Here is a 19152-nt window from a genome sequence, read left to right on the forward strand (position 1 = left end):
TAGTGCCTTTTCAAGCCCTAGCCCTTGCTGTTATTGCGCAAGCAGCTATCAGAACGATAGCCGCTCATCGTGAACTCAAGCAGCCAGCTTGGCCTTGACTTGCTCCACGATGCTGCCAAAGGCAGCCTTGTCGTGCACTGCGAGGTCGGCCAGCATCTTGCGGTCGATCTCGATGGAAGCCTTCTTCAGGCCGTTGGCGAACTGGCTGTAGGTCAGGCCCAGTTCACGGGCAGCGGCGTTGATACGGGCGATCCACAACTGGCGGAACACGCGCTTCTTGGTGCGGCGGTCACGGTAGGCATATTGCCCAGCCTTCATTACCGCCTGTTTGGCGATACGGAAGACGTTACCGCGGCGACCACGGAAACCCTTGGCAAGGGCGAGAACTTTCTTGTGACGGGCACGGGCCGTTACACCACGTTTGACGCGAGGCATGTATGTACTCCTTGTTCGTCAGTAAATTAAACGCCCATGCCGGGCAGCATCTGTGAAATCGAGCCCATATTGGTCTCGTGCACAGCAACCGCACCACGCAGATGGCGCTTGTTCTTGGTGGTCTTCTTGGTCAAGATGTGACGCTTGAAGGCTTGACCGCGCTTGACGGTACCACCTGGACGAACGCGGAAACGTTTTTTCGCGCTGCTCTTGGTCTTCATTTTGGGCATGTGAATGCTCCTTTTTCGTTGTGCTCGTGAGGCGTTTGCAAACCGATCTGCAAACTTGTTGGCCCCGAGCCACTTTTATCGAAAGGCTTTCACCCTCCGGTCGGCAGTGCTCGAAAGCCCCACCTTTTCAAACACCCCGCCCCTTCGGGCGTGGCGCTCAAAATCTGACATTGATTGGCAAACCTACGCCGCCGCACCCGTTGCAGGGGCCGCGCCTTCAGCCGCTGGCTTGGCCGCGGGCTTCTTCTTGCCCGGAGCAATCATCATGATCATCTGGCGACCTTCCAACTTAGGAAACTGCTCAATGATGATGCTGTCAGCCAACTCGTCACGAATCCGGTTCAGCAAAGCCAAGCCGAGTTCCTGGTGCGTGATTTCACGACCGCGGAACCGCAGCGTGATCTTGCACTTGTCGCCATCCGCCAAAAAGCGGCGGATGTTGCGCATCTTGATGTTGTAGTCGCCATCGTCCGTCCCGGGGCGGAACTTGACTTCCTTGATCTCAATGACCGTCTGCTTGGCTTTGGCTTCTGCCGCACGCTTTTGCTCTTGGTACTTGAACTTGCCGTAGTCCATGAGGCGGCATACCGGCGGATTCGCCGTAGCGGCGATTTCCACCAGATCCACGTCCAGCTCACCGGCCATGCGCAAGGCCTCCATGAGGCTGACAACACCCAAAGGCTCGTTGTCCGGCCCGGACAGGCGGACTTCCGGGGCCATGATTTCACGGTTCAGGCGGTGCTTGCGCTCTTCCCGGTGGCGACGATCACGAAATTCAGTAGCGATGGCTATCTTCCTTGAATCAAAATGCTACAAATAAAGTAGCTACTTCCGCGCAGTCCGCGAGCGGCAAAGCAGTTTTGTGTTCAAAATCAGGCTTTGGTGGAGATGTCGTTAGCGATCAATTCAATGAACGCATCCACAGACATCACGCCGAGATCACGATTACCCCGGGCTCGCACTGCGACGGCGCCGGCTGCCTTTTCCTTGTCGCCTGCGACGAGGATGTAAGGCAGCTTTTGCATCGAATGCTCCCGTATTTTATACGTAATCTTCTCATTGCGCAGATCCAGGGCCACCCTAAGGCCTTGATTGGGCAGCGCTTTTTGCAGTTTTGCTGCGATTTCACGACAGTAATCGGACTGAGCGTCAGTGATGTTCAGCACCGAAACCTGCACGGGAGCGAGCCATGTAGGCAAGGCCCCCGCGTGCTGCTCGATCAGAATGCCAATGAAGCGCTCCAAGCTACCAACGATGGCGCGATGCAGCATGATGGGCCGATGGCGGGCGCCATCTTCGCCCACAAACTCTGCGTCCAGGCGCTCGGGCATATTCGGATCCACCTGAATCGTGCCGCACTGCCAGGGGCGCCCCAGCGCGTCCTTGAGCGTGTACTCGATCTTGGGACCGTAAAAGGCGCCCTCTCCGGGCAGGTATTCAAATTCGCAACCGGATGCCCTTAGACCCTCAGCCAAGGCGTTCTCGGCGCGGTCCCAGCTTTCCTCACTACCGATTCGCTTCTCAGGCCGTGTGGACAGCTTGTAGATGATGTCCGTGAACCCGAAGTCCTTGTAAACCTTCTGCAGCAACGTGGTGAACGCCACGACTTCGGACTGGATCTGGTCTTCGGTACAGAAGATGTGGCCGTCGTCCTGTGTGAAAGCACGCACGCGCATGATGCCGTGCAGCCCCCCGGTCGGCTCATTGCGGTGGCATTGGCCGAACTCGCCAAACCGCAAAGGCAGGTCGCGGTAGCTCTTGATACCTTGCTTGAAAATGATGATGTGCCCAGGGCAGTTCATCGGCTTGAGCGCGTAGTCGCGCTTTTCCGACTCCGTGACAAACATGTTCTCGCGGTATTTGTCCCAGTGCCCGGTTTTCTCCCACAGGCCCTGGTCCAGGATCTGCGGCCCCTTGACCTCCTGGTAGCCGTTGTCGCGGTACACGCGGCGCATGTATTGCTCCACCTCCTGCCACACCGTCCAGCCCTTGGGGTGCCAGAACACTGTGCCAGGCGAGTGTTCGTCGATGTGGAATAGATCCAGCTCGCGGCCGAGTTTGCGGTGGTCGCGCTTTTCGGCCTCCTCCAGCATCGTCAAATACTGCTGCAGCTCATCCTTGGTAGCCCAGGCCGTGCCATAGACCCGCTGAAGCATCTCATTACGATGATCGCCACGCCAGTAGGCGCCTGCCACCTTCATGAGCTTGAAGAACTTGAGCTTACCGGTGCTGGGCACGTGAGGGCCGCGGCACAGATCTTCGAAGTTGCCTTCGCGGTACAGGCTCACGTCTTCGTTGCTGGGGATGCTGGCAATGATTTCGGCCTTGTAGTGCTCACCCAGGCCCTTGAAATACGCCACGGCCTCGTCACGTGGCAACACGCGACGCACCACGGGCTCGTCCTTGGCCGCCAGTTCTGCCATGCGCTTTTCAATCGCCACCAGGTCTTCAGGTGTGAAGGGGCGTTTGTAGGCAAAGTCGTAATAAAAGCCGTTTTCGATCACCGGGCCAATGGTGACCTGCGCGTCAGGGAACAGTTCCTTGACCGCGTAGGCCAGCAAGTGAGCGGTGGAGTGACGAATCACCTCCAGGCCATCCGCATCCTTGGCCGTCACGATGGACAGCGGGCTGTCAGCCGTGATCTGGTAGCTGGTGTCCACCACCTTGTCACCGATCTTGCCCGCCAGGGCGGCTTTGGCCAGACCGGCGCCAATGGAGGCTGCCACTTCGGCCACCGTGACGGGGCCCGGAAATTCGCGCTGTGAACCGTCGGGAAGCGTGATGTGAATCATGGGAGTAACTCTTTCTTTTCAATCAGTGCAATGGGTGCGGGCACGCGCCAGGCCCGTAAAACAAAAAAGCGCGGAACAGGTCCGCGCTTTTTGGAGGTGTGTGCAATCTCGTGCAGGCGCGAACAGCCAGCCTCAACGGCCGGTCAACATCTCCGATGTAGTTCGCGGTGTCATAACCAGATTGCCTTTCTCGCTCTTGTGCAGTGAATTTCGCCAGATTTTAACCCTAGCACCCAGAAAAAAAGCCCGAAGCATCTGCTTCGGGCTTTTTCGAGTGCATTTGGCGCCACAACGAAGCGGCGCTGAGCCCCGCAGATCAGTGGAACTGCTCTTCTTCGGTCGAACCCGTGAGGGCCTTCACGGAGGACGAGCCGCCCTGGATCACCGTGGTCACGTCGTCGAAGTAGCCTGCGCCCACTTCCTGCTGGTGCGACACGAAGGTGTAGCCCTTTTCGCGTGCTGCGAATTCTGGCTCTTGCACCATTTCGGTGTAGTGCTTCATGCCTTCGCCTTGTGCGTATGCATGGGCGAACTGGAAGGTGTTGAACCAGTTGATGTGGATACCGGCCAGCGTGATGAACTGGTACTTGTAGCCCAGAGCCGACAGGTCTTCCTGGAACGACGCGATCTGCTTGTCGTTGAGGTTCTTCTTCCAGTTGAACGAAGGCGAGCAGTTGTACGACAGCAGCTTGCCAGGGCAGGCAGCGTGCACAGCTTGCGCAAATTCACGGGCGAAGCCGATGTCTGGCACGCCGGTTTCGCACCACACCAGGTCGGCATAGGGAGCGTAGGCCACGCCGCGGCTGATGGCTTGTTCCAGGCCGTTCTTCACGCGGTAGAAGCCTTCTTGCGTGCGCTCGCCGGTCAGGAAAGGCTTGTCGTTGGCGTCGTGGTCGGACGTGATCAGGTTGGCGGCTTCTGCGTCGGTGCGGGCCAGCACGATGGTGGACACGCCCATCACGTCAGCAGCAAAACGTGCGGAGATCAGCTTTTCGCAGGCTTCCTGCGTAGGCACCAGCACCTTGCCACCCATGTGGCCGCACTTCTTCACGGCAGCGAGTTGGTCTTCGAAGTGCACGCCGGCAGCGCCCGATTGGATCATGTTCTTCATCAGTTCGAAGGCGTTCAGCACGCCGCCGAAACCGGCTTCCGCGTCCGCCACGATGGGCAGGAAGTAGTCGATGAATTCCTTGTCGCCGGGGTTGATGCCACGGCCCCACTGGATTTCGTCGGCGCGCTTGAAGGTATTGTTGATGCGGCGAACCATGGTGGGCACCGAGTCGTAGGCGTACAGCGACTGGTCGGGGTACATGGTCTCGGACGTGTTGCCGTCAGCGGCCACTTGCCAGCCCGACAGGTACACGGCTTCGAGGCCTGCCTTGGCCTGCTGCATGGCCTGGCCGGCGGAGATCGCGCCGAATGCGTTCACATAGCCCTTCTTGGCGCCGCCGTTGATCTTGTCCCACAGCTTTTCAGCGCCGCGCTTGGCCAGCGTGTGCTCGATGGGCAGCGAACCACGCAGACGCACCACGTCGGCAGCGGAGTAACCGCGCTTCACACCCTTCCAGCGGGGGTTGGTCGCCCAGTCTTTTTCCAAGGCGGCAATTTGCTGTTCGCGGCTCAGTTGTTCGTTGAGGGATTGGGGCATGAGATCACTCCAGGGGTTGGTTGAAAACGCCGGGCTGCTGTGTGCCGCCCTTGAAGACAACTTTAAGTCTTCTATAAGACTTGTGCAAGCTCTTATGTCTTATAGAAGAGATAAATTTTCTTCTTTCAAAACAACCACTTAACCACGTGATTTCTCAATACAGAAATTGATTTCTCATATCGAGAAAAATTGCGGCAATGCAACATCTATCGCATTCCGCATCAAGAAATTTAACTTTCGTATTGTGATATTTCAGGGAGGTGCAGTGCCAACTGCCCTGAGCCAGTCGCCATGTTCGATCCGGCGTGCGCCCTCTGTGTATCGGGGATGGATCTCGTACACCAGACAAGACAGCCGTTGGCCCTCAACTGTCACCACGATCTCGCGCTTGAGGTATTCGTCGGTGGGGTGATCTCCGGTCAACCCTTCAATGGCATCCAGAACCTTCTCCAGCGCAGGCTCGATGGCGTACACCTCACCATGCACCGGCTGATCGCCACCCAGCGTCATGCCCGGATAAGCCCCCAGGTGAAACAACACTCCCGGCACCTGCGCAAAACCCACCCAGTGTGGCGCAGGCAACAAGCGCGTGATGTCGTTCGACCCACCGCGGCGCAAGGTGCCGTATACAAACACATGGCGTGGGGTGCCAGCAGGCAAAGAAGGCTCGGGCATGATGCGCAGTCGTTTTTGATTGAACAGCGCCCCAGTCTAGTGAATACGCCCGCTCCCAGCCGCCCTTTCGCCTATGTGTGCCTGGCCCTCAGCATGTCGCTGGTGGGCAGTTATGTGGCACTCTCCAAACCCCTGGCAGCCGTGCTGCCCGTGCTCTTGCTGGCCTGGATGCGCTTTGGCATCGGGGGCATCGCGATGCTGCACTGGCTCAAGAAGCCCGACAACGAGCCGCCACTGACGCCGCAGACCAAACGGTTGCTGTTCTTGGAGTCCTTTCTGGGCAACTTTCTGTTCACCATCTGCATGATCTATGGCGTGAGCCTGACCGACGCTGTCTCCGCAGGGGTGACCATGGCAGCCATTCCTGCAGCCGTGGCATTGATGGGATGGGCATTTCTGGGTGAACGGGTGGCGCCTCGCACCTGGATGGCGGTGCTCTGTGCGGTGATTGGCATTGCCCTGTTCTCAATATCAAAACCAGAGCACGCAGCGCATATGGAACCTGCGCTTGGAGCCAAAAACACTGCAAACCATGCCTGGTGGGGCCAAATGCTGCTGCTGGGGGCAGTGATTTGCGAGGCCGCCTACACGGTGATCGGCAAGAAGCTGACCGGCAGCCTGGGGCCCAAGCGCATCACCTCGCTCATCAACCTGTGGGGCTTTGTGCTGACGACACCGTTTGGCCTGTACCTGGCGCTGGACTTCCCGTTTGCCTCGGTGGGATGGGGCACCTGGCTATTGCTGCTGTTTTATGCGCTGGCCGCCTGCATGTGGACGGTGTGGCTGTGGATGACCGGGCTCAAGGCCGTGCCCGCTGCGCAAGGCGGTGTCTTCTCGGTCATGCTGCCGGTGAGTGCTGCGCTGGTGGGCGTGCTGTTTTTGGGCGAGGTATTGACGGGCCTGCAACTGGTCGCCTTTGCCATTGCCCTGGCCAGCGTGTTGCTGGCCACCCTGCCCTCGCGCGCGGCGCTGCGCGTAGGGCGGCGGAGCGGCAGCGCCGACTGACTGGCCCTTCGGCAACCGTCTTCACCATCCCACCACGGGGACTGGACAGACTGGGCAGAACCAGAGAAGGCCGGACTCAGCCGTGCAAGGGCTGCGCACTGACCACGATGCCATCGGCATCGGCATACAGCCAGTCGCCGGGGCGCACAGGCACGCCCTGGATCGACACAGCCACATCGCGTTGCCCCTCGCCACGCCGCTCGGTGGGCAGCGGCATCAGCGCCAGCGCGCGGATGCCGACGGCTTCCGCGTTCAGCTCGGCCACGTCACGCACACAGCCGTCCACCACGATGCCGGCCCAGCCATTGCGGGCGGCGGCTGCCGCCAGGTTGCCGCCCACCAGGGCCCGGCGCAGCGAACCGCCGCCATCCACCACCAGCACCCGGCCCTCGCCTGCTGACTCGACAGCCGCCTTGACTTGGGTGTTGTCCTCGTGGCACTTGACGGTGGTGACGGGGCCCGCGAACGCGGCAACGCCCCCAAAGCTCTGGAACACCGGGGGCAGCACGCGGAACGCACCGCTGGTGTCGCCCTTGTGGACGTCACAAAAGTCGCAGGTGGCAAACGGCGTGAGGGGAAGAGGCGAAGCTGCAGCCATTCCAAGATCCTTTCAGTCAATCAAACGGTTCCAACAATCAAACCCGCCCCAACGGCAGCGGCGAGCACGAACCCCACACCGAACGCCCCCCGCCGGGGTACAGGCCTGCGGGCGAGCCGCGTTCGTTGAGCGGCAAATCTGTTGTGCAAGATTGTGCTGCAGCAGCAGCCACCCCAGATGCGGCGCCCAACGCCGCACTCAGAAGATGCCCCCCGAGGAACCGCACTTGAAACCCGCCCTCTGCCGCGTGTTTGTCAAGCCTGGCGCGCCTTGGCGGCCTATTGCTGCGGGGTGCGCGGCGCCACCGCTACAAATCGAGGCAAAAAAAGCCGTTTCTCCCTTGGAAACGCGTTTTTTTCCCATTAGCATCAGCCTGCCAGTGGGAAAGCGTCGTTTTCGCTGGTAAAAATTTATTCCCAACAAGGACAACCCAACATGGCAACTGCAAAAAAAGCTCCGGCAACCACAGCCCCAGCAGCCAAGAAGGCCGCTGCACCCGCCAAGAAGCGGACCCCTAACGCCGCTTTCATGAAGGCGCTCACGCCCAGCCCCGCGCTGGCCGCTGTGGTGGGCTCGGCTCCTCTGCCGCGCACGGAGATCATTAGCAAGCTGTGGGTCTACATCAAGGCCAACAACCTGCAGGACGCCACCAACAAGCGCAACATCAATGCCGATGCCAAGCTCAAGGAGCTGTTCGGCAAGCCACAGGTCTCCATGTTTGAACTGGCTGGCCTGATTGGCAAGCACGTCAAGTAAGCCCTGGCGCTTTGCGACCCGCGTCGCACCCGTAAAAGAACCGGCTCTGCCGGTTTTTTTACGCCCACACCCTGTCGGAGTGTGGCGCGCCCGCATCAATGCAAATGAGAATGACCCGCATTTGATGTAACATAAAGCTGCACGACGACGCACAGCCATGTTGATCTAGCCACTGCCTCTCGCCTGCTCTTGGTGCCCCTGCGCGCCACCTGCACACCCCTATTGACGGAGGCCCTCTTGGCTAAATCTCGCGCCCAGCGCCGCAGCGGCATGCTGCGTTCTTCTCCCGCATTCGTTGCTTCTCCCGCCACCCTGTCGCCCCAGGCTTCGCAATCCGACAGGGCCTTGCTGCCACTGGGCGCGCTGATGCTGGCCGCCTCGATGGGCGCCATGGCGCAGACCGGCACGTCCGAGACCACCCTGTCCACCGTGACGGTGAAGGAAGCCGCAGAAGTCCAGGGCAAAGACACCCTGCTCATCAAGAAGACCACCGTGGGCAAGGGCAAGCAGGACATCAAGGACATCCCCCAGTCCGTGACGGTGTTCACCGAAAAGCTGATGAACGACCGCAACCAGGACGACTTCCGCGAAGTGCTGCGCACCACGGCGGGCGTGACCTTCCAGTCCGGCGAAACCGGTGAAGAAGACGTGCGCCTGCGCGGCTTCTCGCTGGGCCTGGCGGGCGACATCTACGTGGACGGCATGAAGGACGCCCCGCTGATCGAGCGCGACACCTTCAACAACGACCGCATCGAAGTGCTCAAGGGCTCGGCCTCCATGCTGTTCGGCAAGGGCTCGACCGGCGGCGTGGTCAACCAGGTCAACAAGTACCCGCTGCTGATCGACCAGCACGAAGCCGGCTACACACTGGGCACCGGCAAGTACCACCGCGCCACCGGCGACTTCAACTGGGTGACGGGCGAGAACTCGGCCTTCCGCCTGAACGCCATGGTGCAGGAGTACGACAACTACGGTGCCAAGCAGGACAAACGCGGCATTGCACCCACGTTTGCCTGGGGCATCGGCACGCGCGATGAGTTCTCCGTCGGGCTGTACTACCTCGAATCCAAGGGCCGCCCGCTCTACAACCACCCCTGGCGCCTCTCGGCCGACGGCAAGATCAACATGCCGCTGGAAGCCGGCAAGTACTACGGCCTGGCCAGCGACCACAACGACACCACATCGCAGTACGTCACGCTGGGCCACATCCACCGCTTTGACGACAGCGGCGAGCTGACCACCCGCCTGCGCTACGGCAAGTACGAGCGCGACCTGCTGGCCAGCACCATCGGCTTCCAGAACAGCGCCATCACGCTGGACCAGATCAACAGCAACACCGTGCTGACCCGTGGCTCCAAGGGCCGCGTGGGCGAGAGCAATGTGCTGCAGGTGCAAAGCGACTACAGCAACACCTACAACTGGGGTGGCAAGAAGCACGCGGTGCTGACCGGTGTGGACTACTACGACGACGACGCCAAGCGCAACCAGAACTACGCCAACACCACCACCCGCCCCACCACCACGGTGGGCACGCCCAACGACGGCGCGTGGGTGGCCGACGGCCGTGCGCCGGTGCAGTGGAACACGTTCACATCGCGCAACCTGGGCCTGTACTTCCAAGACACGGTCTCGCTGAGCGACACGCTCAAGCTGGTCGGCGGCCTGCGCTACGACAACTTCCGCGCCGCGTACCACAACGCCGCAGGCAGCCTGAGCAACTCGCGCTCCGACAGCCTGTTCAGCCCACGCGTGGGCATGATCTTCCAGCCTGACGAGCTGACCTCGTACTACCTGTCGTACGGCACTTCGTACAACACCTCGGGCGACACCTACCAGTTTGGCAACCCCGGCACCACCACGGCGCGCACCGCCAATACCGATCCAGAAAAGAGTCGCAACATCGAAGTCGGCGGCAAGTTCGAGCTGTTCGAGCGCCGCGCCCTGCTGGGTGTGGCCGCCTTCTACAGCCAGAAGTACAACGAGCGCAACACCGACCCCGACACCGCTGCCGCGCAAGAACTGCTCTCGGGCAAGCGCCACGCCACCGGCATGGAGTTCAACCTGGCGGGCCGCCTGACGCCGAAGTGGGAGCTGTTCTTCAACCACACCTGGATCCCGTCGGCGAAGATCGACAAGAGCAACGTGGTGCTGGCCGCCAACGGCGGCGGCGCGCAGGTGCAGGGTGACCGACCCGGCCTCACGCCCAAGCACAGCGGCAGCGTGTGGAGCACCTACGCTGTCACCTCCAAGCTGCGTGTGGGTGCTGGCCTGACATACCGCGCCAAGCAGAACCCCGAGGGCTCGCGCGCCGTGTACGCCAGCGGCTTTGCCGTGGTGGACGCCATGGCCGAGTACGCGTTTGACGACAAGACCTCGCTGAAGCTGAACGTGAGCAACCTGTTCGACCGCACGTATGCCGAAGGCCTGTACCGCGGCTTCTACACGCCCGGCGCCCCGCGCGCTGTGCAGCTGACGCTGAAGACACGCTTCTGACGCACCTCTGAAGTCCCTCGAAGAACCGGCCCCGGCACTGCCCGGGGCCGGTTCACAATGGCTCCATGTTCCTGCACATCCAAGACGTTCTCACCGCCGACGAGGTCGCGTTCTTCCGGCAAAAGCTCTGGGCGGCCGACGCCCCCTGGGTGGACGGCGCCCGCAGCGCGGGCGGCCAGGCGGTGCACCAGAAAAACAACCTGCAGCTCGCGCAAGCCAGCGAGCTGTCCGCCCAGCTCCAGAGCCTGGTCAAGGCCGCGTTGAATCGCAACGCCCTCTTCTTTTCGGCCGCGCTGCCGCGCCGCATCTACAACCCGCTGTTCAACAAATATGGTGATGGCGCCAACTACTATGGCAACCATGTGGACAGCGCCGTCATGCACTCCCGCGCCGACAGCTGCTGGGTGCGCAGCGACCTGTCGTGCACGCTGTTCCTCACCCCGCCCGAGGACTACGACGGCGGCGAGCTGGTGATTGACGAAGCCCTGGGCGAGAAGCGCATCAAGCTGCCTGCGGGCGACATGATTCTGTACCCCAGCAGCACCGTGCACCAGGTCGCGCCGGTCACGCGCGGGCACCGCGTGAGCAGCTTCTTCTGGGTGGAGAGCATGGTGCGCGGGCTGGAGCAGCGCCAGTTGCTGTTCGACATGGACATGGCCCTGCTCAAGCTGCGCCAGACACACGGCGACACCGACCCGTCGGCCATCGCGCTGTCGGGCACGTACCACAACCTGCTGCGCATGTGGGCCGATGTGTGAACCGCAGGCCCCTACCCCACGGCTGCGACCGAGGGTATGAGACACCCCGCAAGAACTATTATTTTGATAGCACCCAGCGCATGATCCACTAGCGCTTGGTGCTATTTTTGTTTGTATGACCCAATTTCCTGCACGCCACACCATCCCCCCGGGCCTGGTCACCCTGGCCGACCACGAGCAACACGCGCGCACGCAGCTGGACGACAACGCCTGGGCGTACTTCAGTGGCGGCGCGGCCGACGAGATCAGTCTGCACGCCAACCGCAGCGCCTGGGACGCCCTGCCCCTGTGGCCCCGCGTGCTGCGGCCGCTGGCGGGTGGGCACACCCGTGTGCCCCTGCTGGGCCGCACGCTGGCGCACCCCATCCTGCTCGCACCCGTGGCCTTCCAGCGCCTGGCGCACCCCGACGGCGAACTGGCCATGGCCTATGCCGCAGCGGCGCTGGGCGCGGGCGTGGTGCTCAGCACCCAGGCCAGCGTGTCGCTGGAGAGCGTGGCCCAGGCCGTCCTGCCCGACCTAGGGCGCGGCCCGCTGTGGTTTCAGCTCTACCTGCAACCCGACCGTGGCTTCACCCAGGCACTGGTGCAGCGTGCCGAAGCGGCCGGCTACGAGGCCCTGGTGCTCACGGTGGATGCCCCCACCAGCGGCGTGCGCGACCGCGAACGGCGTGCGGGCTTTCGGCTTCCGCCCGGCGTGGGCCCCGTCAACCTGGCAGGCCTGCAGGCACCCGCCCCTTCCGCATTGGGCCCCGGCCAGAGCGCCCTGTTCGACGGCCTGCTCCACCATGCGCCCACGTGGGACGACATCGCGTGGCTGCAGTCCATCACCCGGCTGCCGGTGCTGCTCAAGGGTGTGCTGCACCCCGCCGACGCACGCCAGGCCGTTTCGCTGGGCGCGGCGGGCCTCATCGTGTCCAACCATGGCGGGCGCACGCTGGACACGGCCCCTGCCACCGCCACCGCGCTGCCCCGTGTGGTGAAGGCTGTGCAGGGCAAGGTGCCGGTGCTGGTGGACGGCGGCATCCGGCGCGGCACCGATGTGCTCAAGGCCATGGCGCAGGGCGCCTCCGCCGTGCTGGTGGGCCGCCCTGCCGTGTGGGGCCTGGCCAATGCAGGTGCTGCGGGCGTGGCCCATGTGCTGCGCCTGCTGCGCGACGAGCTGGAGGTCGCCATGGCACTGACCGGCTGCGCCACGCTGGCAGAGGCCACACCTGCGCTGCTGGAGGGGCAGGACGGAGCCCCATCGGGCCCAGGCTAAAGCGGGGTATCAGTAACCGCCAGAGGCAGGCATCACCTTCCCCCTGTCGGCAGGAATGATTTATTGCAAATGCGATAGATTCGTATTTATAATCACAATCATCCTTTCAACAGCCAGCCACACTGCCTGCCGCCATGATCGTCTGTGTTTGCCGCCGGGTTTCGGACCGTGAGATTGCCCGCCATGCCCGTGCCGGCATGAGCTTCGATGAGATCCAGTTCGAACTGGGCGTGGCCACCCAATGCGGATGCTGCGAAAGCTGCGCCCGCGACGTGGTGGCGCAGTGCAGTGTCTCGAACCCGGTAGCCGCCTTGCGCAACGATGCGGCGCCGCAGACGATCCAGCTTGCCAGCTCCATCCTGGAAAGCAAGTCATGGAACTCCTCTCTACCCTCGCAGGCAGCCTGATCCTGGTCGCAGGTTCGGCCTGGTGGATCTTTCGCAAATAATCCGGGTTTACCCGGCAACGTCCGCCCTATGCTAGGGGCGGCGCTGCCCTTCCTTTCTTTTTATGTCTCACCCTGATCGTTTCGCCCCCCCTGCCGGTGTGAGCCGCAATGCCGTGATCGTCGGCTCCGTGGTGGCGCTGCATGTGGCGGGCATCTGGGCCCTGCAGTCCGGCCTGGTGCGCAAGGCGGCCGAGGTGATCGTGCCGGCCGAACTGCTCAGCGAATTCATCGCGCCGCCCGCCCCGCCCAAGGTCACCCCGCCGCCACCGGCACCACCACCCCCTCCCAAGCCAGCGCCCAAGGCCGCGCCGCGCCCGGCACCGATGCCCGTCGCCATTGCCGACCCCACGCCAGCGCCCAATGCCCCCACCGGCATCACCACGCCCCAGCCGCCCGCACCGCCCATCGAGGCCCCCGTGGCGCCCCCGGCCCCCGCGCCTGCGCCCCCGGCACCACCCGCACCACCCAAGATCGAGCTGCCGTCCAGCGACGCGGCCTATCTCAACAACCCCAAGCCCAGCTACCCCGCCATCAGCAAACGCATGGGCGAGCAAGGCAAGGTGGTGCTCAGGGTGCTCATCGGCACCGATGGCGTGCCGCAAAAGGTCGAAGTCAACAAGTCCAGCGGCTTTGACCGGCTGGACCGCCAGGCCCAGGACGCCGTGATGCGCTGGCGCTTTGTGCCCGGCAAACGCAACGGCGTGCCCGAGGCCATGTGGAACCTCGTCCCCGTCAACTTTGTTCTCGAATAAACCAATCACCGCTCAGGGAGTTTTCATGGAATCGCAATTCGGCATCGCCAACGTCTGGATCCAGGGTGACTTTGTCACCCGCGCCGTCGCCATCCTGCTGCTGGCCATGTCGCTGGCCTCGTGGATCGTCATCCTCATCAAGGCACTGGACATCATCAAGTTCAAGAAACACGCCCGCGCCGCCCAGGACTTCTGGCACAGCGAGGACTTTGCCGCCGGCCTGACCAAGCTGGGCGCCGACCCGACCAACCCCTTCCGCCACCTGGCGCTGGAAGGCCGCGAAGCCACCGCCCACCACCGCAACACCAAGGCCCACCTGCACGACAGCCTGGACGTGAGCGACTGGGTCACCCGCTGCCTGCGCAACTGCATCGACGAGTTCACCGCCCGCCTGTCCTCGGGCCTGGCCATCCTGGCGTCGGTGGGCTCCACCGCCCCGTTCATCGGCCTGTTCGGCACCGTGTGGGGTATCTACCACGCCCTGCTGGCCATCGGCACCTCGGGCCAGTCCACCATCGACAAGGTGGCCGGCCCCATCGGCGAGGCGCTGATCATGACCGCCCTGGGCCTGGCCGTGGCCATCCCGGCGGTGCTGGGCTACAACGCGCTGGTACGCGGCAACAAGTCCATCCTGAATGGCCTGAACAGCTTTGCCCATGACCTGCACGCCTACTTTGTGACCGGCGCCCGCGTGAACGCTGGCGAGCCCGGCAAGGTGCTGCCCATGAAGAAAGGCGGCTAAGCCATGGCCTTTGGAACCCAAGACGACACCGATGACGTGATGAACGAGATCAACATGACGCCCCTGGTGGACGTCATGCTGGTGCTGCTCATCATCTTCATCATCACCGTGCCGGTGATGAAACACGCGGTGAACGTGGACCTGCCCCGCGCCACCAACCAGCCCGAAAACGTCAAGCCCGAGACCGTGCGCCTGTCGGTGTCGGCCGATGGCAAGTTCTTCTGGAACGAGTCCCAGGTGTCGGAAGAAGAACTCTTCCCCCGCCTGCAGGCCGAGGCCGCCAAGGAGCCCCAGCCAGACCTCCACATCCGTGGCGACAAGAACGTGCGCTACGAATTCGTGGCCCAGGCCATGGCGGCCGCGCAACGCGCTGGCGTGCGCAAGATCGGGTTTGTGACCGACCCGCAGGGCCAGTAAAGACACGGCGAAAGTCACCGGCCCGGTCCCTGCGCATCTTGGCCAGCCCACCCTTCATGGGCGCGCTGGCGGGCGCCAGGGAACGCAGGGCCCGTGCGGCGGGCTCGCAGCCCCCTGCACTGCGCCCAGGGCGCACGAACCCTTGTCCCGCGCCCAGAGCGCTACTCAACGCCTCGCCCTTGCACCTGATGCGGGGCGGAACCAAGAACAAAAAGAAACACACCGTTCGCTTGACTTGTAATTGCGAATCGTTATCATTAACAAAACGCACTGCAATGACCCAGGAAAACTCCATGCAAGCCTCCCTGACCTCCGCCCCGCTCCGCCGCGCCGTGCCGGCTGACTCCGCAGACGCCTCGGCATCTGGCGAGGCCCCGTCGTCCGGTGCGCATTGCGCCACTGCTGCACTGGACAGCAGCGTGCTGCTGCAAGGGCACAAGACCGTCGCCATCAACCACAACGGCTCGGTGTACCGCCTGCAGGCCACCAAGCTGGGCAAGCTCATCCTGACCAAATAGTTTCATCGTGGGGCGACTCCCGGGCTTGCAACAAGCTCGCAAGGGTCGTTTTTGCCAGCCAACGGGTTTGCTCCCGCGTAGCCAGGCTTTTTTTTGCCGCCCCCCCGACCCTGCCAACAAAAAACCGGCCCACAGGCCGGTTTTTTCATGCTCCCAGAGGGTTTTGAAGCGATTTCAGCCCCATGCGCTAGTGGAACATGCGCTCGAAGCTATCAAAATAATAGCAACCACACTCCCTGCCGGGAGCCCCAGAATCAGAGGCCCAGGGCTGCAATGCCCGCGCGGGCGATCTGTGCATCTTCGGTGGACTTCACGCCGCTCACGCCCACGGCACCCAGGCACTGGCCGTCCTTCATGATCGGCACGCCGCCTTCGAGCAGGCCGTCAATGGTGGGCGCGCTCAGGAACGAGGTACGGCCGCCGTTGATCACGTCCTCGTAGACCTTGCTTTCGCGGCGGCCCAGAGCGGCCGTACGGGCCTTGGAAGGGGCGATGTGCGATGACACTGCTGCTGCACCGTCCAGACGCTGCAGCCACAGCAGGTGGCCGCCATCGTCCACGATGGCGATGGTCACGGCCCAGTTGTTCTTGAGGGCCTCGGCTTCGGCGGCAGCGGCCACGGCCTTGACGTCGGCCAGTTCGAGTTCGTGCTTGGTTTTCATGAAAGGATCCGAAAGTGGGAGAGGAAACCGGGCCGCACAGGCCGCCCCGGCACGCAAAGAGAACCGAGCATACCGGCATCCCCGGCGCCGTTGCCCCCAGCCAGGGTGAAAGTATCCTTACCAAAAGTAGGTGACCGGGTGCGGTCATTGCAAAGCAAAAAAGCATCACCACCTAGAATTTGTGATGTCTGCGTCGTGCAGGCCAACAAGGAGAGACACAAGATGAATGACCAAGTCACCACCCTGGGCCACTCTGCGGGCTATGGCATCTCGCAGGAAGAGCGCCACAAGGTGCTTCGCAATACGTACTGGCTGCTGGCCCTGAGCATGATCCCCACTGTGCTGGGCGCCTGGATCGGCGTGTCCACCGGCATCACCCGCTCGCTGACCGGCGGCCTGGGCCTGATCGTGTTCCTGGGCGGCGCGTTCGGCTTCATGTTCGCCATCGAAAAGACCAAGCGCTCGGCCGCAGGCGTGCCGGTGCTGCTGGCCTTCACGTTCTTCATGGGCCTGATGCTGTCGCGCATGATCGGCATGGTGCTGGGCTTCAAGAACGGCACCGACCTCATCATGACGGCCTTTGCCGGCACGGCCGGAGTGTTCTTCGTGATGGCCAGCCTGGCCAGCGTCATCAAGCGCGACCTCTCGGGCATGGGCAAGTGGCTGATGGTGGGCGCGCTAGTGCTCATGGTCGGCGGCATCATCAACGTGTTCGTCGGCTCTGGCGTGGGCATGATGGTGATCTCGATGCTGGCCATCGGCATCTTCAGCGCCTACATGCTGTATGACCTGAAGCAGATCCTGGACGGCGGCGAAACCAACTACATCAGCGCCACGCTGGCCCTGTACCTGGACATCTTCAACGTGTTCCAGAGCCTGCTGGCCCTGCTGGGCATCATGGGCGGCGAGCGCGACTGAGCCCTGCCAGTCCCTTGACCTCCATCAAAAGGCTCCCTCGGGAGCCTTTTTTGTGGGTCGCCACCCAGGATCAAGCCTCAATAGCGCGGCCAGTGTGCCGATAATGCAAGTACATGTATCCACAAAGCCCTTCCACCGCATTGCGCCTGATGGTTCTGGCGGGCCTGTTGCTGCTTGCAGGCTGCGACAAGATCCCGGGCCTGGGCCCCGACCCGCGCGTGGCCCAACGCGATGCCGAGGCCAAGGCCATCGGCGGTGCCTGCCGACACGCACTGCGGGGGCTGGAAGACTGCTACACCCTCAACCCCAAGGCCTCCAAGGCCTCGGTGTTTGCAGGCTGGAAGGACATGGACGCCTACATGCGTGAGAACAAGATCGAGGGCACGCCCTCGGTGCTGGGCAAGGTGGAAAAGCCCGAACGCAGCGAACGCGCACCCGACATCGAAACCGAACCCCGCGACCCCGCAGCCAGTCGCAACCGCAGCTGATATCGCGCGGGGGAGGCAAGGCCACGGGACGGAGGGCTGCGCTCTCCCCTTCCTGAGGCCTCTTTCTGGCAACCGGACTCAGACCCGCTCGAACACCGCCATGCTCTCCACATGGGCCGTGTGCGGGAACATGTTGATCATGCCCGCCGCCGTGCACCGGTAGCCGGCCAGATGCACCAGCAGCCCGGCATCGCGCGCCAAGGTGGCTGGGTTGCAGCTCACGTACACAATGCGCTTCGGGGGCGTCCAGCCTTCGGCCCCTGCAGGCAAGGGGCCAGCGCCCTCGGCGCCAATGCGGGCCTGTTCAATGTCCGCCAGCGCCTTGGCCAGCGCAAACGCCCCTTCGCGTGGTGGGTCCACCAGCCACTTGTCGGCAGCGCCGTCGGCCACCAGCATCTCGGGCGTCATCTCGAACAGGTTGCGCGCTACAAAATCCGTAGCTGCCAGCGCTTTATGGTCCGGCGCCTGGGCCTGGTTTAGTGCATAGTTTTCGCGCGAGCGGGCCACCAAGGCCTCACTGCCTTCAATGCCCAGCACCTCGCGCGCCTGCGTGGCCAGCGGCAGCGTGAAGTTGCCCAGGCCACAGAACCAGTCGATCACGCGTTCGTGCGGTTGCACGTCCAGCAGGCGCAGCGCGCGGCTCACCAGCACGCGGTTGATGTGCGGGTTCACCTGGGTGAAATCCGTGGGCTTGAAAGGCATGGTGATGCCGAAGTCCGGCAGTGCGTACGACAGCTGCTCGCCGCCCTCGTCCAGCAGCTTCACCGTGTCCGGGCCCTTGGGCTGCAGCCACCATTGCACATGGTGCTCCGCCGCAAAGGCGCGCAGCCTGGTGATGTCACCGGTGCTCAGCGGCTCCAGGTGGCGCAGCACCAGCGCGGTCACGGTGTCGCCGCAGGCCAGTTCGATCTGTGGGCAGGTGTCGCGGGCATCCAGGCTGGCAATCAGTGCGCGCAGGGGCATCAGCATGGCATCGACGTGCGGGGGCAATATCTTGCAGGTCTGCATATCAGCGATGTAGCGGCTCTTGCGCTCATGAAAGCCCACCAGGACCTGGCCCTTCTTGATCACGTGGCGCACCGCCAGGCGGGCGCGGTAACGGTAGCCCCAGGCGGGCCCTTCGACGGGACGCAGCATGGTCTCGGCCTTGACCTTGCCCAGGTGCCAGAGGTTGTCTTCCAGCACCCGCTGCTTGACGGCCACCTGGGCGCCCACGTGCAAGTGCTGCATCTTGCAGCCGCCACAGGCGCCTGCGTGCAGGCCAAAGTGGGGGCAATCCGGCCGCACGCGCTGGGACGACTCGCGGTGGATCGCTACCAGGCTGGCCTGCTCCCAGTTGTTCTTCTTGCGGTGGGTGTTTGCGGTGACCAGCTCGAATGGCAAGGCACCATCGATAAAGACCACCTTGCCGTCGGGCTTGCGGGCAACGCCCTGGGCGTCCAGGTCCATGGACTGCACGTGCAGCCAGCCTTCTGGCAGGTCGCTTTGGGAATTCTGCTCGGTGGGTTCAAACGAGGGGGATAGTTCTTTCGGTTCGCTCATCCCCCGATTGTCTCAGG

At 63.0% G+C, this 19152-nt stretch carries 21 protein-coding genes; 12 read left to right on the forward strand and 9 right to left on the reverse strand.

Going from position 1 to position 19152, the window contains the following annotated elements; genetic code table 11:
• Nucleotides 1-75: 75 nt before the first annotated feature.
• From rplT to N4G42_RS12720, 6 genes are all read right to left on the reverse strand, one after another.
• Nucleotides 76-435, reverse strand: a complete 360-nt coding sequence (gene rplT / locus N4G42_RS12695; protein ID WP_005795139.1) for a 50S ribosomal protein L20 — start codon at nt 433-435, stop codon at nt 76-78.
• Nucleotides 436-461: 26 nt separating this feature from the next.
• The gene (rpmI, locus tag N4G42_RS12700) at nt 462-665 is read right to left on the reverse strand and encodes a 50S ribosomal protein L35 (protein WP_008904041.1); all 204 of its coding nucleotides are present in this window, start codon (nt 663-665) and stop codon (nt 462-464) included.
• A gap of 183 nt (nt 666-848) precedes the next feature.
• Nucleotides 849-1457 (reverse strand): translation initiation factor IF-3, encoded by a 609-nt coding sequence (infC, locus tag N4G42_RS12705; protein ID WP_082522461.1) that lies wholly within the window; start codon nt 1455-1457, stop codon nt 849-851.
• 80 nt (nt 1458-1537) lie between these two features.
• On the reverse strand, nt 1538-3457 hold the full coding sequence (gene thrS, locus N4G42_RS12710) for a threonine--tRNA ligase (RefSeq protein ID WP_260667406.1): 1920 nt from the start codon (nt 3455-3457) through the stop codon (nt 1538-1540).
• Nucleotides 3458-3773: 316 nt separating this feature from the next.
• Nucleotides 3774-5105 carry an isocitrate lyase gene (gene aceA / locus N4G42_RS12715; RefSeq protein ID WP_055402695.1) on the reverse strand — a complete coding sequence of 444 codons (1332 nt, stop codon included), beginning with the start codon at nt 5103-5105 and terminating at the stop codon, nt 3774-3776.
• A gap of 252 nt (nt 5106-5357) precedes the next feature.
• Nucleotides 5358-5780 carry a gamma-glutamylcyclotransferase gene (locus N4G42_RS12720; RefSeq protein ID WP_260667407.1) on the reverse strand — a complete coding sequence of 141 codons (423 nt, stop codon included), beginning with the start codon at nt 5778-5780 and terminating at the stop codon, nt 5358-5360.
• Nucleotides 5781-5873: 93 nt separating this feature from the next.
• Here N4G42_RS12720 and N4G42_RS12725 point away from each other — a divergent pair, with 93 nt between their 5' ends.
• Nucleotides 5874-6785, forward strand: coding sequence for a DMT family transporter (locus N4G42_RS12725; protein WP_409557822.1), 912 nt, complete (start codon nt 5874-5876; stop codon nt 6783-6785).
• A 76-nt stretch (nt 6786-6861) separates the two neighbouring features.
• Here the strand turns inward: N4G42_RS12725 and rraA are convergent, their stop codons facing one another.
• Nucleotides 6862-7383, reverse strand: coding sequence for a ribonuclease E activity regulator RraA (gene rraA / locus N4G42_RS12730; RefSeq protein ID WP_056063808.1), 522 nt, complete (start codon nt 7381-7383; stop codon nt 6862-6864).
• Nucleotides 7384-7818: 435 nt separating this feature from the next.
• Between rraA and N4G42_RS12735 the strand changes: the two genes are divergently transcribed.
• From N4G42_RS12735 to hemP, 9 genes are all read left to right on the forward strand, one after another.
• Nucleotides 7819-8139 carry an SWIB/MDM2 domain-containing protein gene (locus tag N4G42_RS12735; RefSeq protein WP_015014555.1) on the forward strand — a complete coding sequence of 107 codons (321 nt, stop codon included), beginning with the start codon at nt 7819-7821 and terminating at the stop codon, nt 8137-8139.
• A gap of 270 nt (nt 8140-8409) precedes the next feature.
• Complete coding sequence (locus tag N4G42_RS12740) at nt 8410-10632, forward strand: TonB-dependent receptor (RefSeq protein WP_056063815.1); 2223 nt, start codon at nt 8410-8412, stop codon at nt 10630-10632.
• A 65-nt stretch (nt 10633-10697) separates the two neighbouring features.
• Entirely contained in the window at nt 10698-11390 is a 693-nt protein-coding gene (locus N4G42_RS12745) for a Fe2+-dependent dioxygenase (RefSeq protein ID WP_260667409.1), read from the forward strand.
• A gap of 115 nt (nt 11391-11505) precedes the next feature.
• The gene (locus N4G42_RS12750; protein WP_260667410.1) at nt 11506-12648 is read left to right on the forward strand and encodes an alpha-hydroxy acid oxidase; all 1143 of its coding nucleotides are present in this window, start codon (nt 11506-11508) and stop codon (nt 12646-12648) included.
• A 134-nt stretch (nt 12649-12782) separates the two neighbouring features.
• A complete protein-coding gene (locus N4G42_RS12755) occupies nt 12783-13055 on the forward strand; it encodes a bacterioferritin-associated ferredoxin (protein WP_056063825.1) in 273 nt (90 codons plus the stop codon).
• Between the two features lie 103 nt (nt 13056-13158).
• The gene (locus N4G42_RS12760; RefSeq protein WP_260667411.1) at nt 13159-13848 is read left to right on the forward strand and encodes an energy transducer TonB; all 690 of its coding nucleotides are present in this window, start codon (nt 13159-13161) and stop codon (nt 13846-13848) included.
• 25 nt (nt 13849-13873) lie between these two features.
• The gene (locus tag N4G42_RS12765; protein WP_056063831.1) at nt 13874-14590 is read left to right on the forward strand and encodes a MotA/TolQ/ExbB proton channel family protein; all 717 of its coding nucleotides are present in this window, start codon (nt 13874-13876) and stop codon (nt 14588-14590) included.
• Nucleotides 14591-14593: 3 nt separating this feature from the next.
• Entirely contained in the window at nt 14594-15007 is a 414-nt protein-coding gene (locus N4G42_RS12770; RefSeq protein ID WP_015014562.1) for an ExbD/TolR family protein, read from the forward strand.
• A gap of 293 nt (nt 15008-15300) precedes the next feature.
• On the forward strand, nt 15301-15525 hold the full coding sequence (gene hemP / locus N4G42_RS12775) for a hemin uptake protein HemP (RefSeq protein WP_260667412.1): 225 nt from the start codon (nt 15301-15303) through the stop codon (nt 15523-15525).
• A gap of 254 nt (nt 15526-15779) precedes the next feature.
• Here the strand turns inward: hemP and N4G42_RS12780 are convergent, their stop codons facing one another.
• Nucleotides 15780-16187, reverse strand: a complete 408-nt coding sequence (locus tag N4G42_RS12780) for a GlcG/HbpS family heme-binding protein (protein ID WP_015014564.1) — start codon at nt 16185-16187, stop codon at nt 15780-15782.
• A 222-nt stretch (nt 16188-16409) separates the two neighbouring features.
• On the opposite strand from N4G42_RS12780, the gene N4G42_RS12785 reads away from it, so the two are divergent.
• Both N4G42_RS12785 and N4G42_RS12790 read left to right on the forward strand, forming a co-directional pair.
• Nucleotides 16410-17105, forward strand: coding sequence for a Bax inhibitor-1/YccA family protein (locus N4G42_RS12785; protein WP_260667413.1), 696 nt, complete (start codon nt 16410-16412; stop codon nt 17103-17105).
• A 113-nt stretch (nt 17106-17218) separates the two neighbouring features.
• On the forward strand, nt 17219-17593 hold the full coding sequence (locus N4G42_RS12790; RefSeq protein WP_056063836.1) for a hypothetical protein: 375 nt from the start codon (nt 17219-17221) through the stop codon (nt 17591-17593).
• A 78-nt stretch (nt 17594-17671) separates the two neighbouring features.
• On the opposite strand, the gene rlmD is transcribed toward N4G42_RS12790, so the two are convergent.
• A complete protein-coding gene (gene rlmD / locus N4G42_RS12795; protein WP_260667414.1) occupies nt 17672-19135 on the reverse strand; it encodes a 23S rRNA (uracil(1939)-C(5))-methyltransferase RlmD in 1464 nt (487 codons plus the stop codon).
• Nucleotides 19136-19152: the final 17 nt, after the last annotated feature.

This window comes from Acidovorax sp. K2F (assembly GCF_025246485.1).
Lineage (GTDB): Bacteria > Pseudomonadota > Gammaproteobacteria > Burkholderiales > Burkholderiaceae_C > Acidovorax > Acidovorax delafieldii.

Coding starts and splice junctions, on each gene's coding strand:
- N4G42_RS12770 (WP_015014562.1), top strand. CDS start 14,594: ATGGCCTTTGGAACCCAAGACGACACCGATGACGTGATGAACGAGATC.
- N4G42_RS12765 (WP_056063831.1), top strand. CDS start 13,874: ATGGAATCGCAATTCGGCATCGCCAACGTCTGGATCCAGGGTGACTTT.
- N4G42_RS12760 (WP_260667411.1), top strand. CDS start 13,159: ATGTCTCACCCTGATCGTTTCGCCCCCCCTGCCGGTGTGAGCCGCAAT.
- N4G42_RS12720 (WP_260667407.1), bottom strand. CDS start 5,780: ATGCCCGAGCCTTCTTTGCCTGCTGGCACCCCACGCCATGTGTTTGTA.
- N4G42_RS12755 (WP_056063825.1), top strand. CDS start 12,783: ATGATCGTCTGTGTTTGCCGCCGGGTTTCGGACCGTGAGATTGCCCGC.
- rraA (WP_056063808.1), bottom strand. CDS start 7,383: ATGGCTGCAGCTTCGCCTCTTCCCCTCACGCCGTTTGCCACCTGCGAC.
- N4G42_RS12750 (WP_260667410.1), top strand. CDS start 11,506: ATGACCCAATTTCCTGCACGCCACACCATCCCCCCGGGCCTGGTCACC.
- N4G42_RS12740 (WP_056063815.1), top strand. CDS start 8,410: ATGCTGCGTTCTTCTCCCGCATTCGTTGCTTCTCCCGCCACCCTGTCG.
- rpmI (WP_008904041.1), bottom strand. CDS start 665: ATGCCCAAAATGAAGACCAAGAGCAGCGCGAAAAAACGTTTCCGCGTT.
- thrS (WP_260667406.1), bottom strand. CDS start 3,457: ATGATTCACATCACGCTTCCCGACGGTTCACAGCGCGAATTTCCGGGC.
- N4G42_RS12790 (WP_056063836.1), top strand. CDS start 17,219: ATGTATCCACAAAGCCCTTCCACCGCATTGCGCCTGATGGTTCTGGCG.
- aceA (WP_055402695.1), bottom strand. CDS start 5,105: ATGCCCCAATCCCTCAACGAACAACTGAGCCGCGAACAGCAAATTGCC.
- N4G42_RS12735 (WP_015014555.1), top strand. CDS start 7,819: ATGGCAACTGCAAAAAAAGCTCCGGCAACCACAGCCCCAGCAGCCAAG.
- N4G42_RS12745 (WP_260667409.1), top strand. CDS start 10,698: ATGTTCCTGCACATCCAAGACGTTCTCACCGCCGACGAGGTCGCGTTC.
- N4G42_RS12780 (WP_015014564.1), bottom strand. CDS start 16,187: ATGAAAACCAAGCACGAACTCGAACTGGCCGACGTCAAGGCCGTGGCC.
- N4G42_RS12725 (WP_409557822.1), top strand. CDS start 5,874: ATGTCGCTGGTGGGCAGTTATGTGGCACTCTCCAAACCCCTGGCAGCC.
- N4G42_RS12785 (WP_260667413.1), top strand. CDS start 16,410: ATGAATGACCAAGTCACCACCCTGGGCCACTCTGCGGGCTATGGCATC.
- hemP (WP_260667412.1), top strand. CDS start 15,301: ATGCAAGCCTCCCTGACCTCCGCCCCGCTCCGCCGCGCCGTGCCGGCT.
- rplT (WP_005795139.1), bottom strand. CDS start 435: ATGCCTCGCGTCAAACGTGGTGTAACGGCCCGTGCCCGTCACAAGAAA.
- rlmD (WP_260667414.1), bottom strand. CDS start 19,135: ATGAGCGAACCGAAAGAACTATCCCCCTCGTTTGAACCCACCGAGCAG.